Below are 14,761 nucleotides of genomic sequence, written 5' to 3' on the forward strand. Positions count from 1 at the left end.
GGGCGGTAAGGCCCCGCGGGGGCCGCCCGCCCCCCCCCGCCCCCCCGCCCCCCCCCCCCCCCCCCCCCGGGGGGCGCCCCCCCCCCCCGCCCCCGCCCGCCCCCCCCCCCCCGCCCCCGGGAAACATGAGGTCAGGCCTTGGCCTTGGCCTTCGGCTGGCGGTCCTTGGACTTGTCCAGCGCCATCACCAGGCCCGCGATGATCGCGAACAGGGCCAGGGGGGCCAGGACGTAGAGGCCCAGCGTCTCGCCGACGCTCAGGCCCTTGCCGGGGTCGTCGCCGTCGTCGCGGATCAGCGCGGAGGCGGGGGACGACATGAGCAGCATCATCAGCGTCGTACCGGCGGCCAGGGCGCCGGCGCGCAGGGCGTTCTTCTTGTCCACGCTGTCAAAAGTATCGAACGACGATTGGGGTCGCTCGTTCGGGGGGTGCTCTACGGGATCGGCCCTCTCCTCACCCCGGCCGTACCGTCCGCAGGACGTCGATCAGCGCATGCAGCCGCGGCGACCCGGCCAGTTCCTCCAGCGTCACCGGGCGGCCCTCCGCGTCCGCGATCGGCAGCCGCCAGTTCGGGTACTGGTCCCAGGTGCCGGGGAGGTTCTGCGGGCGGCGGTCGCCGACCGTGTCGGGGAGCCAGATGCCGATCATGCGGGACGGGGTGCGCAGCAGGAAGCGGTGGACGGCCTGGATCTCGGCCTCCTCCTGCGACACGCCGTGCGCGCCGCCGGTGCCGTGCAGCAGGCCGAGGCGGGCGAGCAGACCCAGCCACTCCCCCGTGTCGTTGGCCGCCTCCGCGCGCTCCTCCTCCAGCGGGCGGGTCAACAGGCCCAGACGGTCGCGGAGTTCGACGTGTTCGCCGGTGAGTCGGGCGGCGGTGGGCGGCAGGTCGTGGGTGGTGGCGGTGGCGAGGCAGTCGGCGCGCCAGGCCTCGGGCGGCAGCGGCTGTCCGTCGCCCTCCCAGTCCCGCTCGAACCACAGCACCGAGGTGCCCATCACCCCGCGCTCGCGCAGGGTCTCCCGCACCCCCGGCTCGACCGTGCCCAGGTCCTCGCCGATGACGACCGCCGCGGCGCGCGAGGCCTCCAGCACGAGGATCGCGAGCATGGCCTCGGCGTCGTAACGGACGTAGGTGCCCTCCGTGGGCGGATGTCCCTGCGGCACCCACCAGAGGCGGAACAGGCCCATGACGTGGTCGATGCGCAGGGCGCCGGCGTAGCGGAAGAGGGCCTTCAGCAGGCGGCGGTACGGCTCGTAGCCCGAGGCGGCCAGGCGGTCCGGTCTCCAGGGCGGCAGGCCCCAGTCCTGGCCGCGCGCGTTGAAGGCGTCCGGCGGGGCGCCCACCGACATCCCGGCGGCGAAGTACTCCTGCTGCGCCCAGGCGTCGGCGCCGCCGGGGTGCACCCCGACCGCCAGGTCGTGCACGATCCCCACCGGCATCCCGGCCTCGCGCGCGGCGCGCTGGGCGTCGGTGAGCTGGGCGTCGGTGAGCCAGGCGAGCCGGGAGTGGAAGTCCACGCGGTCCATCAACTCCCGGCGGGCGCGGGCGGTTTCGGCCGAGCGTGGGTCTCGGAGCGGTGCGGGCCAGCGGCTCCAGTCGGAGCCGTGCACCTCGGCGAGGGCGTACCAGGTGGCGTGGTCCTCCAGGGCCTCGCCCTGCTCGGCGAGGAAGTCGACGTACGCGGCGCGCCGGCCGGGCCCGAGTTCCACCTCGCGGATCAGCTCCAGCGCCTCCCGCTTGAGCTCCCACACGGTGTCCCGGTCGATCAGCGCGCCCTTCTCCAGCACGGCCTCGCGCAGTTCGGCGGCGCGCCCGAGCAGCGCCCGCACCCGCTCCCGGTCCTCGACATGGGCGTATTCGGGGATGTCCTCGACGCGCAGATGTACGGGGTCGGGGAAGCGGCGGGAGGAGGGGCGGTACGGGGAGGGGTCGGTGGGGGCGCCGGGCACCGCCGCGTGCAACGGGTTGACCTGGACGAATCCCGCGCCGAGCGCACGTCCGGCCCACGCGGTGAGCTCGGCGAGGTCACCGAGGTCACCCATGCCCCAGGAGCGCCGGGAGAGCAGGGAGTAGAGCTGGACGAGCAGGCCGTACGAGCGTGCGGCGGGCGTGGGGAGCCGGGGCGGGGCGACGACGAGGTGGGCCTCGGCGCTGCGGCCGTCGGGCGCGGTGGCCGTCAACCGGTGGACGCCGGGCGGGAGTTCCTCGGCCGAGGCGCGTGTCTCGCCCTGCTCGGTCTCGACGCGCAGCCGGGTGCCGGCCGGGAGGGCTTCGAGGGCGGAGGACGTGGCTCCGCTCCATAGCACCACCGTGGGCGGCAGCAGCCGTTCGCCGAGCTCCCGCTCGCGGGCGGCGAGCGCGGCACGCGTCGTGTCGTCGGTGCCCGCGTCGATGCCGAGGGCGGCGAGGGCAAGGGTGACGGCGGTGGCGGAGGCCGCGACCGTGCGGTCCGGGGAGGGGCTGTAGGAGGTGGCGACGCCGTGCAGTGCGGCGAGCCGGTACAGCTCCTCGGAGGGCGGGTCGGCCGACCCCTGCGCCGTCACCTAGAGCCTCGGAGCGTCCGGCTCGGGGGCCACCGCCTCGCTGGTCAGGGGCGCGGCGTCCGCGAGCGGCGGCTCACTGGTGAGGGGTTCGGCCTCGGGCAGCGGCGGTTCGCTGGTCAGCGGGGTCTCGGCGCAGGCGCCCTCCGCGCTGAAGACGCAGAAGTGCGGCTCGGGATCGAGGGACGGCAGCTGCGCCACGGGTTTGGAGAGGGGGTAAGCCGGTGCGGCCACGGGGGCCTCCTTGTCGAGTACGGCGGGCTTGCGGGTTAACGCAGCCCTACCCACCGGACGCGGCGGCAGACGTACCGAAAGGGACTACGTGCCTCTCCTCACATTCTGCGTCAACTCCAAGGCATCGCAGGGATCACTATTCACTCAGTACATGTAGCGAGTGCATAATGATCGCCATGAGCACCCGCCACATCCTGCTGGGGCTGCTCGCCTCGGGGCCGAGCCATGGCTACGACCTGAAGCGACGGCACGACGAACGTTTCCCGCAGGCCCGTCCGCTGGCCTACGGGCAGGTCTACACGACCCTGCAGCGCCTGGTCCGGGACGGTCTCGCCGAGGTCGAGGGCACCGACTCGGACGGTGGCCCGGAGCGCACCACGTACCGCTCGACCGACGACGGAACGCGTGAACTGGCCGCATGGGCCCGGGAGATCGCCCCGCCCGCCCCCTTCGTGACGAACGAGATCTTCGCCAAGGTCGTCGTCTCGATCCTCTCCGGCGGCGACGCGGACGCCTATCTGGCCGCCCAGCGCGCCGCCCACATGCAACGGATGCGGGAGCTCACGGCGGTCAAGACGGCGCCCGGCGCCGACCTCGCGACCGTGCTCTCGGCGGACTACGCCCTCAACCATCTCGACGCCGACCTCCGCTGGATGACCACGACGGCGGCCCGGCTCACCACCCTGACCGCGGAGGTTGACGCAGCATGAGCAACGGGGACAGCACGGTGCCGCTTCTGGCGGCCCGTGACCTCACCAAGGCGCACGGCAGGACCGAGGCGCTGCGCGGCGCCTCGGTGGAACTGCGGTCCGGCGAGATCCTCGCCGTGACCGGCACCAGCGGCAGCGGGAAGTCCACGCTGCTGCACTGCCTGGCCGGCATCGTCCGCCCGGACGCGGGCTCGGTGACCTACGAAGGGCAGCGGCTCGACCAGCTGCCTCAGAAGCGGCTGAGCGAGCTGCGCCGGAGCGACTTCGGGGTGGTGTTCCAGTTCGGGCAGCTGATTCCGGAGCTGACGGTCCTGGACAACGTGGCGCTGCCGCTGATGCTCGCGGGCGCCGCCCGCAAGGACGCCCGGGCGACGGCCGGCGAGTGGCTGGAGCGGTTCGGCGTACGGGGGCAGGAGGCGCTGCGGCCCGGTGAGCTGAGCGGCGGCCAGGCCCAGCGGACGGCGCTGGCGCGAGCACTGGTCACCGGCCCCAAGGTCGTCTTCGCCGACGAGCCGACCGGCGCGCTGGACTCCCTGGCGACCGAGCAGGTGATGACAGCCCTGGTCCATACGGCCCGCGAGGCGGGCACGGCGGTCCTGCTGATCACGCACGACGCCCAGGTGGCGGCGTACGCGTACCGCGAGGTCCGGCTGAGCGACGGCCGCGTGCTGCCGGTGGGGGCGACCGCATGACGACCGAACTGCGGCTGGCCTGGCTGCTCACCCGGGGTTCGGACCGCCGTGAAGGGTGGCGCGTTCTCCTCACCGCCGTCGGAGCGGCCCTCGCGACCGGGCTGGGGCTGGTGATCGCCGCGCTGCTGTCGCTGGACGGCCAACTCTCCCTGTCCGTGGGCGGCGGTCTGCTCGACCAGCCCGGCACCCGTATCGGCGTGATCTTCGCGCTGCTGATGCTGTTCATCCCGGTGCTCGGCTTCCTCGGCCAGTGCGCCCGGATCGGCGCCGTGCACCGGGACCGCAGGCTGGCCGCGCTGCGGCTGGCGGGCGCCACGCCCGCCCAGGTGCGGCGGATCGCGGCACTGGAGTCGGGGCTGGCATGTCTGGCGGGTGCGGCCGTGGCCACGGTGATCTCCGTGCCGACCCTGCTGCGGCTGTGGCACAGGCCCGCCCCTCTGGCCTGGGTGGGCATGGCCGTGGTGGCCTTCGGGGTGCCGGTGCTGGGCGCGGCCGTGAGCGCGCTGGTGCTGCGCCGTGTGGTGACCTCGCCGCTGGGGCGGATACGGCGAGTGCGGCCGGCCGAGGGTCCGGGGCGGATGTTCCGGGTGGCGACCGCGGCGCTCGCGCTGACGGTGGTGTACATCGTGACCGTCCCCTTCTTCGATGACGTCCCCTTCGAGTTCGCGCTCGCCCCGCTCACCGTGTTCGCGGTGTGCCTCCTGGTCGGCGCGGTGGCGGTGTGGCTGACCGGGGCGTCGGCCCGGCAGCTGGGCGAGGGGCTCACCGCCCGTGCCAAGAGCCCCGCGGTACTGATCGCGGCGGGACGGCTGCACGACGACCCGTGGGCGGCGGCCCGCACCCATGCCGCGGTGCTGCTGGTGACGGTGGCGGCCTCGGGCTTCGCGGGCGTACGGCAGGTCATGCTGGTGCGGCTGCACTCCGCGCAGGCGCACTACGCCGAGGGGAAGGGGTTCTACGAGAACGGTCTGAACCTGACCGGTGCCGCGATCCTCGTCGCCCTCGCGCTGCTGCTGACCGCGCTCGCCGTGGGCACCGCCGAGTCCGTCGCCACCCGGCGCCGGGGCCTGGCCGCACAGGCCGCCGCCGGAGTGCCGCACGGGGTACTGGCCCGGGCGCTGCTGCTGGAGACCGCGGTGCCGCTGGCGCCCGCGATCGCGGTGGCCGGCCTCGGCGGCACGGTGATCAGCTTCTGGTACGACTCGATCACCTCGGAGCCCCTGGCACTGCCCGTGCCGTATGCCTCGCTCCTGGTCCCGCTCGCCGTCTACCCGGCCTGTCTGCTGGCGGCAGCCACCTCGCTGCCGCTGCTGCGCCGCTCGGTCCGGCCCGCGGAGCTGCGCTACGCATGACGGTCCGGCCCCGGGAGTACGGGGGGCTCCCGGGGCCGGACCCCGTGACCGCAGGCCCCGTCACCGGGGGTGTGCGAAGGCCCGGACCGTCAGGCGGAAATGCCGTCGATCCGGGCCATGGCGTCCTCCGCGCCGTACGGCTGCAAGTACGGCAGCCAGCGCGGGTCCCTATGGCCGGTGCCGATGATCCGCCAGGCCAGACCGGAGGGTGGAGCGGGTTTGTGGCGCAGCCGCCAGCCGATCTCGAACAGGTGTCGGTCGGCCTTCACGTGGTTGCAGCGGCGGCAGGACGCCACCACGTTGTCCCAGACGTGTTTGCCCCCGCGGCTGCGCGGGATGACGTGGTCGACGCTGGTTGCGACGCCACCGCAGTACATGCACCGGCCCCCGTCGCGCGCGAAGAGCGCCCTACGGGTCAGAGGAACGGGCCCCCGATAGGGAACCCGGACGAATCGCTTGAGCCGGACCACGCTGGGTGCGGGGACTGTGACGGTTGCGCTGTGCAGGAAGGCGCCGGATTCCTCCAGGGAGACAGCCTTGTTCTCCAGGACGAGGACGAGCGCGCGGCGGAGCGGTACGACGCCGAGTGGCTCGTACGACGCGTTGAGGACCAGGACATGCGGCACGGATGCCTCCTTGGGCGTCGGCGGCGCGTGGCTCGCGCCGGGACGATCTGTAGTCAGTCTCCCCTCTTGCCTGGTGGAAGCGCCACCATGTCCCGGTAACGGGCTGGGAGTGTTTTCGACCACATCTGATTCATCCCCCGGAGGCGCATCGGTTTATCCCACCTGCTCAACCCGGGGTGAGCACGGTCTCTCCTCAGAAGATGGCGAGGATTCGCACACCATGCCCCGATAGTGTGGTGGGCCTGCCGTCGCGGTGACCTTTTCGTGACCTTGACCCAGTCGGACCGTATGGACCGTGCCGGACGGCAGACCGTTGCACCTGGAGGTATCTGCAGTGTCCTTGCCCGCCGTCCTACTGGCCGCCGGTTCGTCACCGTCGCCGACCCCCTCGGAGTCGACGCCCTCGGCGGTCCGCACGATCCAGGAGGCCCAGCAGAGCGCGACCAACGCCGCCAGCTGGGTCGAGCAGAACTGGTCCACGTGGCTCGCGATCGGGCTCCGGGTCCTGCTGATCCTGGTGGTAGCCGGGGTGCTCAGAGCGGTCGTGCAGCGGGCGATCACCAAGCTGATAGACCGGATGACCCGCACCGCCGAGGCGGTCGACGGCACCTCGCTGGGCGGCCTGCTGGTCAACAACGAGCGCCGCCGCCAGCGTTCCCAGGCGATCGGCTCGGTGCTCCGCTCGGTGGCGTCCTTCGTGATCCTCGGTACGGCGGCCCTGATGGTCCTGGCCGCGTTCCAGATCAACCTGGCCCCGCTGCTCGCCTCCGCCGGTGTCGCGGGTGTGGCGATCGGTTTCGGCGCCCGCAACCTGGTCACGGACTTCCTCTCCGGCGTCTTCATGATCCTTGAGGACCAGTACGGCGTCGGCGACACGATCGACGCGGGCGTCGCGTCCGGCGAGGTCATCGAGGTCGGCCTGCGCGTGACGAAGCTGCGCGGCACGAGCGGCGAGATCTGGTACGTCCGCAACGGCGAGGTCAAGCGCATCGGCAACCTCTCCCAGGGCTGGGCGACGGCCGGCGTGGACGTGACCGTGAAGGCGAACGAGGACCTGGACCGGCTGAAGTCCACCCTCGACGAGGTCGCCGAGAAGATGAGCGCGGAGGAGCCCTGGAACGAGCTCCTGTGGAGCCCGATCGAGGTCCTCGGCCTGGACAGCGTGCTGCTGGACTCGATGGTGGTCCGCGTCTCCGCCAAGACCATGCCCGGCAAGTCCCTCACCGTCGAACGGGAACTGCGCTGGCGGATCAAGCGCGCCTTCGACGCGGCGAACATCCGCATCGTGGGCGGCGCGACGGCGCCGGCCGACGAGGAGGAGCCCGCCGACGCCACGGCGGCGGTCGCTGCCCCGTCGGTGCTCTCCAACCCCGAATCCCCGCAGTCGGAGGCGGCAACACCGCTCGTCCAGCAGCGGCCGGCGACGAAGTAGGTCCGGCCCCCAGCACCTTCCACCCGCCCCCGAGGTAACGAGTCTGTTGCCTCGGGGGCGGTTTCTATTGACGCCTCCTTCGCCCTGGGCTTACGTTCCTTTCCAGCCAATAGGAAACTTTCCTAACAGTGATCGGGAGACGGCCCTCCGGTGATCGTCCGATGGACTTACCTCCCTGGTCGCTGAGAAGCTGGGCAGTCGAAAGGCAGGTGGCGACCCACATGGCAGGAACAGCCGGTACGCCGGGCACCCCGCGCGTCCTGCGCGCCATGAACGACCGCGCCGCCCTGGACCTCCTCCTGGAGCACGGCCCCCTGTCCCGCACCCGGATCGGCAAGCTCACCGGCCTCTCCAAGCCGACCGCCTCCCAGCTGCTCGCCCGCCTAGAAGCGGCCGGGCTCGTCCTTGCCACCGGCACCACGGAGGGACGCCCCGGCCCCAATGCCCAGCTGTACGAGGTCAATCCGGCCGCCGCGTACGCCGCGGGGCTCGACGTCACCCCCGAGCGGGTCCTCGCCGCCGTCGCCGACATCACCGGGCGCACGGTGGGCTCCTTCGAGCTCCCGACCCCGGGCAGGCGGCCCACCCAGCCCGTCGTCCGGCAGGTCACCGACGCCCTCGACGGCGCCGTGAAGGCCGCGGGGCTCGCCCGCGACGACATCCACCGGCTCGTCATCGGCACCCCCGGCGCCTTCGACCCCAACACCGGCCGCCTGCGCTACGCCTCCCACCTCCCCGGCTGGCACACCCCGGCCCTCCTCGACGAGATCGCCGCCGCCCTGCCGATGCCGGTCGAGTACGAGAACGACGTCAACCTCGCCGCCGTCGCCGAACAGCGGCTGGGCGCTGCCCGTGGGCACGAGGACTTCGTGCTGCTGTGGAACGAGGGCGGCCTCGGTGCCGCCCTCGTCCTCGGCGGGCGACTGCACCGCGGCTGGACCGGCGGCGCGGGAGAGGTGGGTTTCCTTCCCGTTCCCGGCGCACCTCTGGTCCGGCATGTGACCAAGGCCAACAGTGGCGGCTACCAGGAGCTGGCCGGCTCCCAGGCCATCCCGCACCTCGCCGGTGAACTCGGCATCGGGCAGATCCCCTCCGGGCCGTACGCCGAGGTCGCCGCCGCCCTCGTCGAGCGGGCCGCCACCGAGGACACCGTCCTGCATCGCAAGCTGCTGCAGACGTACGCGACCCGGCTGGCCACCGGTCTCGCCTCCCTCGTCTCCGTCCTCGACCCCGAACTCGTCGTCCTCAGCGGCGCCTCGCTGACCTCGGGCGGCGAGGTGCTGCGCGCCCTCGTCCAGGCCGAGCTGGAGGAGCTGGCGGCCTCCCGGCCCCGGCTCGTGGTCGGCGACGTCCGTGAACACCCCGTGCTGCGCGGCGCGCTGGAGAGCGCCCTCGCGACCACCCGCGACGAGGTCTTCGACACCTCGCGCTGACACCCCGTACGCACCGCGTACGGGCCCCCGTACTCACCCCCCGCCTTCCCTCACCATCCCCTGCCCTGTCCCTGGGAGACCCTGACATGCCCGGAATATCCCGGAAAGCGGCCCTCACCCTCGCCGCCTCCGCCTCCCTCGCCCTGCTCGCCACCGCCTGTACCGGCCAGTCCTCCTCCAGCGCCGACGACGACGCCTCGAAGGACACCACCATCAACTTCTGGCACGCCTGGAGCGCGCCCAATGAAGTGAAGGCCGTCAACTCACTGGTCTCCGGCTTCGAGAAGGCCCACCCCAACATCCATGTGAACGTCGTCGCCAACATGACCGACGACAAGATCAACCAGGCACTGCGCACGGGCGGCGACAAGGCCCCGGACGTCATCTCCTCCTTCACCACCAACAACGTCGGAAAGTTCTGCTCGTCGGGTGCGCTGGTCGACCTGGGCCCCTTCTTCAAGAAGGCCGGCATCGACCCGCAGACGACGTTCCCGAAGGCGATGAACGAGTACACCCAGTTCGACGGCAACCGCTGCACCGCACCACTGCTGGGTGACGCCTACGGGCTCTACTACAACAAGACGGCCTTCGCGAAGGCCGGTATCAAGACGCCGCCGAAGACATGGTCCGAATTCGAGACCGACGCCAAGAAACTCACCATCCCGGACGGCGACAGCTACAAGCAGCTCGGCTTCATGCCGGACTACCACGGCTGGGAGACCACGACCGAGCACTACTTCGGCCAGTTCTCCCCGACGTACTTCGACAAGGCCGGGAAGTCACAGCTCGCCACGGACCCCGCCTTCGAGGCCGGATTCACACTCCAGAAGAAGCTCGTCGACGAACTCGGCGGCTTCACGAAACTGGAGACCTACCGTTCCAAGCTCGGCGACGAATGGGGCGTCAAGCACCCCTTCCACACCGGTCAGGTGGCCATGCAGCTGGACGGCGAATGGCGGCTGGGCATGGCCCTGGACGCCAAGCCGAAGTTCGACATCGGCGTGGCCCCGCTACCCGTCCCCGACGACCAGGTGAGCCAGTACGGCAAGGGCTACATCACCGGCACCATCACCGGCATCTCCGCCGCAAGCCACAAGCAGAACGCGGCCTGGGAGCTGGTGAAGTACATGACCACGGACACGGACGCGGTGGTGAACTTCTCCAACGCCATCCACAACGTGCCCTCGACGCTGGCCGCGCTGAAGTCCCCGAAGCTGAAGTACGACCCGCGCTTCAAGACGTTCCTGGACATCGCCGCGAACCCGAACTCGACCACCTCTCCGGCCTCCGTCAACGGCGGCGTGTATCTCACGACGATCCAGAACTTCGGCTACGACTACGAGAGCGGAAAGGTCACCGACCTCAAGGCGGGCCTGAAGAAGACGGCCGCGCAGATCGACACGGACATCGCGCAGGCGAAGTAGTCCGACGATGAGCACCATCACCCTGGCGTCGAAGCGCCGTCGATCGGCGCTTCGAACCCTCGCCTTCATGTCGCCCTGGTTGATCGGCTTCGCGGTCTTCTTCGCGTATCCGCTGATCTCGACGGTCTATTTCTCCTTCATGCACTACGACGGCTTCAAAGCGCCGACGTGGAGCGGAACGAAGAACTGGACGTACGTCTTCGAGCACTACCCCTACTTCTGGCCGGCCCTGCGCAACACCCTGTGGCTGGTGCTGGTCATGGTGAGCCTCAGGGTCGTCTTCGGCCTCGGCGTCGGCCTGCTGATCACCAAGATCAAGACCGGCACGGGGGTCTTCCGCACCCTCTTCTACCTGCCGTATCTCGCCCCACCGGTGGCCGCCACGATGGCGTTCGCCTTTCTCCTCAACCCCGGTACCGGCCCGGTGAACTCGATCCTCGAGAAGGTCGGCATCCCGGCCCCCGGCTGGTTCAACGACCCCACCTGGTCCAAGCCCGCCCTCACCCTGCTCGCCCTGTGGGGCATCGGCGACCTGATGGTCATCTTCATGGCCGCGCTGCTCGACGTACCGCAGGAGCAGTACGAGGCGGCCGAGTTGGACGGGGCGTCCGCCTGGCAGCGGTTCCGGTATGTAACCCTTCCCAACATTTCACCGATCGTGATGTTCGCCGTCGTCACCGGCGTGATCCAGACGATGCAGTACTACACACAGCCGCTCATCGCCGGGAAGGTCGCCTCGGGCGTGATCCAGGGCGCGGGCACCCAGTTCGAGCCCGGCTATCCCGAGAAGTCGACCCTCACCCTCCCCCAGCTCGTCTACAACCTCGGCTTCCAGCGCTTCGACTACGGCTCCGCGTGTGTCGTCGCCCTGGTCCTGTTCGCCCTGTCCATGGTGTTCACCGCGTTCCTGATGCGGCGCCGGGGCGGTCTCAACCTGGCAGGTGACTGACCATGACCCAAGTACTGGACAAGCCCGTGCAGTTGAAGGCACCGGTCACCCCCGCCGAGCGCACGGCCCGCCGCCGTGCCGTACTCGAATGGGTCGCGATCCACTCCCTCGGCGTCGCGGCCGCGCTCTTCTTCGTCCTCCCCTTCGTGTTCGTGTTCCTGACCTCCCTGATGAGCGACACCCAGGCGCTCAGCCGGGACCTCGTCCCGCACACCTGGGAATGGGGCAACTACAAGAAGGTCTTCGACACGCCGGGCTTCCTGACCTGGTGGAAGAACACGCTGATCTACGCGGGACTGGGAACAGTCCTTACTGTCGCGTCCTCGATCCCCGTGGCGTACGCGCTCGCCAAGTTCCGCTTCCGGGGCCGCAATCTGTCGCTCATGCTGGTGATCTCGATGATGATGCTGCCACCGCAGGTGATCATCATCCCGATGTACCTGTTCTGGGCGAAGCAGCTGGACCTGTCGGGCACGCTGTGGCCGCTGATCATCCCGATGGCGTTCGGCGACGCCTTCTCCATCTTCCTGCTGCGCCAGTTCCTGATGACCATCCCGAACGAGTACCTGGACGCGGCGAAGGTGGACGGCTGCGGCGACCTGCGCACCCTCCTGAAGGTCGTCCTCCCGATGGCCAGACCGGGCATCGCGGCCGTGGGCCTGTTCCAGTTCTTCTACGCCTGGAACGACTACTTCGGCCCGCAGATCTACGCGTCGGAGAACCCGGGCGCCTGGACCCTCAGTTACGGCCTGGAGTCCTTCAAAGGCGCTCACCACACCGACTGGAACCTCACCATGGCCGCGACCGTGCTGGTCATGGCCCCCGTGATCCTCGTGTTCTTCTTCGCCCAGAAGGCGTTCGTCGAGGGCGTCACGCTCACCGGAGTGAAGGGTTAAGCCACACATGCTGTGTCTCCCCGGGGGACAACCCCCGGACCCCCGGCCGATCAAGACCGCCCCCGGCGCCCAAAAGCGAGGGAACCTCCTGTGAAACTCACCGTGGTCGGCGGAGGCTCGACCTACACCCCCGAACTCATCGACGGCTTCGCCCGGCTGCGCGAAACCCTGCCCGTCGAGGAACTGGTCCTCGTCGACCCGGCGCCCGAACGCCTGGAGCTGGTGGGCGGCCTGGCCCGCCGTATCTTCGCCAAGCAGGGCCACGACGGCCGGATCGTGACGACCGACGATCTGGACGCCGGCGTGGACGGCGCCGACGCCGTGCTGCTGCAGCTGCGCGTGGGCGGACAGGCGGCCCGCGAACAGGACGAGACCTGGCCGCTGGAGTGCGGCTGCGTCGGCCAGGAGACCACCGGCGCGGGCGGCCTGGCCAAGGCGCTGCGCACGGTCCCGGTGGTGCTCGACATCGCGGAACGGGTCCGCCGTACCAACCCGGGCGCCTGGATCGTCGACTTCACCAACCCGGTCGGCATCGTCACGCGCGCGTTGCTGCAGGCGGGTCACAAGGCGGTCGGCCTGTGCAACGTGGCGATCGGCTTCCAGCGGAAGTTCGCGGACCGGCTCGGCGTCTCACCCGCCGACATCCACCTCGACCACGTGGGCCTCAACCACCTCACCTGGGAGACCGGTGTCCGCCTGGGCGGCCCCGAGGGCGAGAACGTCCTGCCCAAGCTGCTCGCCGAACACGGCGACGCGATCGCCGCCGACCTGCGGCTGCCGCGGGCCGTGCTCGACCGCCTGGGCGTCGTCCCGTCGTACTACCTGCGCTACTTCTACGCACACGACGAGGTCGTACGCGAGCTGCGCACCAAGCCCTCCCGTGCCGCCGAAGTCGCCGAGATGGAACGGAGCCTGCTCAAGATGTACGGCGATCCCGCCCTCGACGAGAAGCCGGAGCTGCTCGCCAAGCGCGGCGGCGCCTACTACTCGGAGGCGGCGGTGGACCTGGCGGCCGCCCTGCTGGGCTCGGCCGGCAGCCCGTACCAGGTGGTGAACACCCTCAACCGGGGCACGCTGCCGTTCCTGCCGGACGACGCGGTGATCGAGGTGCAGGCGGCGGTGGGCCCGAAGGGGCCGCTCCCGCTGCCGGTACCGTCCGTCGACCCGCTGTACGCGGGTCTGATGGCGAACGTGACGGCGTACGAGGACCTGGCCCTGGAGGCGGCGCTGCGCGGTGGCCGCGACCGGGTGTTCAAGGCCCTCCTCGCCCATCCCCTCATCGGCCAGTACGAGTACGCGGAAGCCCTCACCGACCGACTGATCGCACACAACCGGGAGCATCTCGCGTGGGCATGACCGCACGTGTCCTCGCCGTCGACGCGGGCAACAGCAAGACCGACGTCGCGGTCGTCGCGGCCGACGGAACCGTCCTCGCAACGGCCCGCGGCGGCGGGTTCCGGCCGCCCGTGGTGGGCGTGGAGGCGGCCGTCGACAAGGTCGCCGAAGCGGTGGAACGGGCCTTCGCGGCGTCCGCGGTGAGCTCGGTCGACCACGTCTCCGCCTGTCTCGCCAACGCCGACTTCCCCTTCGAGGAGGAGCAGCTGGCGGCCGCGTTGCACGCGCGCGCGTGGGGCGCGGGCGTGGAGGTCCGCAACGACACCTTCGCCATCCTGCGCGCGGGCGTCACCGAGCCCCGGGGGGTCGCCGTCGTCTGCGGCGCCGGCATCAACTGCGTCGGTATGCGCCCCGACGGCCGCACCGCCCGCTTCCCCGCCCTCGGCCGCATCTCCGGCGACTGGGGCGGCGGCTGGGGCCTCGCCGAGGAGGCCCTGTGGCACGCGGCCCGGGCGGAGGACGGCCGCGGCGAGCCCACGGCCCTGGCACGCGCCCTCCCGGCCCACTTCGGCCACGCCACCATGCTCGCCCTCATCGAGGCCCTCCACCTGGAGCAGGTACCGCCCGCCCGCCGCCATGAGCTGACGCCGGTCCTCTTCGCCACGGCGGCGGACGGCGACCCGGTCGCCCGCGCGATCGTGGACCGCCTGGCCGACGAGGTGGTGACCATGGCCACGGTGGCGCTGACCCGCCTCGACCTCCTGGCGGAGGAGACCCCGGTCCTCCTGGGCGGCGGCGTCCTGGCCGCCCAGCACCCCCAACTCAACGACGGAATCCGCGAGTTGCTGTCCGCCCGCGCCCCGAAGGCGGTCCCCCGGGTCGTGACGGCCAGCCCGGTGCTGGGGGCGGCACTGCTGGGCCTGGACAGGGTGGGCGCGAAAGCGGACGTGCACGAGCGGACACGGGCACACTTCGAACGCCAGCCAGGCGTTTTCAGCCCGTCCGGCGTTTGAGGACGAGGCCGTTCAGGCCGAAGGGCGGGGGCCTGGGGGCGGCAGCCCCCAGTACGGAACCGAACTGATTCCCCATACGTGTTCATGGGCAGGGGTGGTACGGATTTCTGCAAGCCGCCGGCAGGCA

The 14,761-nt window shown here is 71.1% G+C and carries 14 protein-coding genes; 10 read left to right on the forward strand and 4 right to left on the reverse strand.

From position 1 onward, the window contains the following. Positions 1-131: 131 nt before the first annotated feature. The 3 genes from ACFY1U_RS37295 to ACFY1U_RS37305 all read right to left on the reverse strand — a co-directional run bounded on the left by ACFY1U_RS37295 (position 132) and on the right by ACFY1U_RS37305 (position 2,772). Positions 132-383 carry a hypothetical protein gene (locus ACFY1U_RS37295; protein ID WP_390698480.1) on the reverse strand — a complete coding sequence of 84 codons (252 nt, stop codon included), beginning with the start codon at positions 381-383 and terminating at the stop codon, positions 132-134. Positions 384-453: 70 nt separating this feature from the next. Further along, on the reverse strand, positions 454-2,541 hold the full coding sequence (gene malQ / locus ACFY1U_RS37300) for a 4-alpha-glucanotransferase (RefSeq protein ID WP_390698481.1): 2,088 nt from the start codon (positions 2,539-2,541) through the stop codon (positions 454-456). After that, a complete protein-coding gene (locus ACFY1U_RS37305; protein WP_390698482.1) occupies positions 2,542-2,772 on the reverse strand; it encodes a hypothetical protein in 231 nt (76 codons plus the stop codon). Positions 2,773-2,948: 176 nt separating this feature from the next. Between ACFY1U_RS37305 and ACFY1U_RS37310 the strand changes: the two genes are divergently transcribed. The 3 genes from ACFY1U_RS37310 to ACFY1U_RS37320 are packed head-to-tail and all read left to right on the forward strand — an operon-like array spanning position 2,949 to position 5,526. After that, positions 2,949-3,482: a PadR family transcriptional regulator gene (locus tag ACFY1U_RS37310; protein ID WP_390698483.1), complete on the forward strand. Its 534-nt coding sequence runs from the start codon at positions 2,949-2,951 to the stop codon at positions 3,480-3,482. Continuing rightward, positions 3,479-4,174 carry an ABC transporter ATP-binding protein gene (locus tag ACFY1U_RS37315; protein ID WP_390698484.1) on the forward strand — a complete coding sequence of 232 codons (696 nt, stop codon included), beginning with the start codon at positions 3,479-3,481 and terminating at the stop codon, positions 4,172-4,174. The genes ACFY1U_RS37310 and ACFY1U_RS37315 overlap by 4 nt, the downstream gene beginning before the upstream one ends. Then, positions 4,171-5,526 (forward strand): ABC transporter permease, encoded by a 1,356-nt coding sequence (locus tag ACFY1U_RS37320; protein ID WP_390698485.1) that lies wholly within the window; start codon positions 4,171-4,173, stop codon positions 5,524-5,526. Before ACFY1U_RS37315 ends, ACFY1U_RS37320 begins: the two co-directional genes overlap by 4 nt. Before the next feature lie 89 nt (positions 5,527-5,615). On the opposite strand, the gene ACFY1U_RS37325 is transcribed toward ACFY1U_RS37320, so the two are convergent. Continuing rightward, positions 5,616-6,152, reverse strand: coding sequence for an HNH endonuclease (locus ACFY1U_RS37325; protein WP_390698486.1), 537 nt, complete (start codon positions 6,150-6,152; stop codon positions 5,616-5,618). 334 nt (positions 6,153-6,486) lie between these two features. Here ACFY1U_RS37325 and ACFY1U_RS37330 point away from each other — a divergent pair, with 334 nt between their 5' ends. The 7 genes from ACFY1U_RS37330 (at position 6,487) to ACFY1U_RS37360 (ending at position 14,634) form a co-directional block, all read left to right on the forward strand. Next, positions 6,487-7,584: a mechanosensitive ion channel family protein gene (locus tag ACFY1U_RS37330; RefSeq protein ID WP_390698487.1), complete on the forward strand. Its 1,098-nt coding sequence runs from the start codon at positions 6,487-6,489 to the stop codon at positions 7,582-7,584. Positions 7,585-7,805: 221 nt separating this feature from the next. Continuing rightward, positions 7,806-9,017, forward strand: a complete 1,212-nt coding sequence (locus tag ACFY1U_RS37335) for an ROK family protein (protein WP_390698488.1) — start codon at positions 7,806-7,808, stop codon at positions 9,015-9,017. 86 nt (positions 9,018-9,103) lie between these two features. After that, positions 9,104-10,441 (forward strand): ABC transporter substrate-binding protein, encoded by a 1,338-nt coding sequence (locus ACFY1U_RS37340; RefSeq protein WP_390698489.1) that lies wholly within the window; start codon positions 9,104-9,106, stop codon positions 10,439-10,441. A 7-nt stretch (positions 10,442-10,448) separates the two neighbouring features. Further along, positions 10,449-11,390 carry a carbohydrate ABC transporter permease gene (locus ACFY1U_RS37345; RefSeq protein WP_390698490.1) on the forward strand — a complete coding sequence of 314 codons (942 nt, stop codon included), beginning with the start codon at positions 10,449-10,451 and terminating at the stop codon, positions 11,388-11,390. 2 nt (positions 11,391-11,392) lie between these two features. Then, a complete protein-coding gene (locus tag ACFY1U_RS37350; RefSeq protein WP_390698491.1) occupies positions 11,393-12,286 on the forward strand; it encodes a carbohydrate ABC transporter permease in 894 nt (297 codons plus the stop codon). A 90-nt stretch (positions 12,287-12,376) separates the two neighbouring features. Beyond that, complete coding sequence (locus ACFY1U_RS37355; protein ID WP_390698492.1) at positions 12,377-13,642, forward strand: 6-phospho-beta-glucosidase; 1,266 nt, start codon at positions 12,377-12,379, stop codon at positions 13,640-13,642. Further along, positions 13,633-14,634 (forward strand): N-acetylglucosamine kinase, encoded by a 1,002-nt coding sequence (locus tag ACFY1U_RS37360; RefSeq protein WP_390698493.1) that lies wholly within the window; start codon positions 13,633-13,635, stop codon positions 14,632-14,634. Before ACFY1U_RS37355 ends, ACFY1U_RS37360 begins: the two co-directional genes overlap by 10 nt. Positions 14,635-14,761 lie beyond the last annotated feature (127 nt).

The sequence above is a fragment of the Streptomyces sp. NPDC001351 genome (assembly GCF_042896045.1).
Taxonomy (GTDB): domain Bacteria; phylum Actinomycetota; class Actinomycetes; order Streptomycetales; family Streptomycetaceae; genus Streptomyces.

Bases quoted from the DNA above. Each gene is read 5' to 3' on its own strand.
- ACFY1U_RS37310 (WP_390698483.1), top strand. From the start codon at position 2,949: ATGAGCACCCGCCACATCCTGCTGGGGCTGCTCGCCTCGGGGCCGAGC.
- ACFY1U_RS37315 (WP_390698484.1), top strand. From the start codon at position 3,479: ATGAGCAACGGGGACAGCACGGTGCCGCTTCTGGCGGCCCGTGACCTC.
- ACFY1U_RS37345 (WP_390698490.1), top strand. From the start codon at position 10,449: ATGAGCACCATCACCCTGGCGTCGAAGCGCCGTCGATCGGCGCTTCGA.
- ACFY1U_RS37335 (WP_390698488.1), top strand. From the start codon at position 7,806: ATGGCAGGAACAGCCGGTACGCCGGGCACCCCGCGCGTCCTGCGCGCC.
- ACFY1U_RS37350 (WP_390698491.1), top strand. From the start codon at position 11,393: ATGACCCAAGTACTGGACAAGCCCGTGCAGTTGAAGGCACCGGTCACC.
- ACFY1U_RS37340 (WP_390698489.1), top strand. From the start codon at position 9,104: ATGCCCGGAATATCCCGGAAAGCGGCCCTCACCCTCGCCGCCTCCGCC.
- ACFY1U_RS37320 (WP_390698485.1), top strand. From the start codon at position 4,171: ATGACGACCGAACTGCGGCTGGCCTGGCTGCTCACCCGGGGTTCGGAC.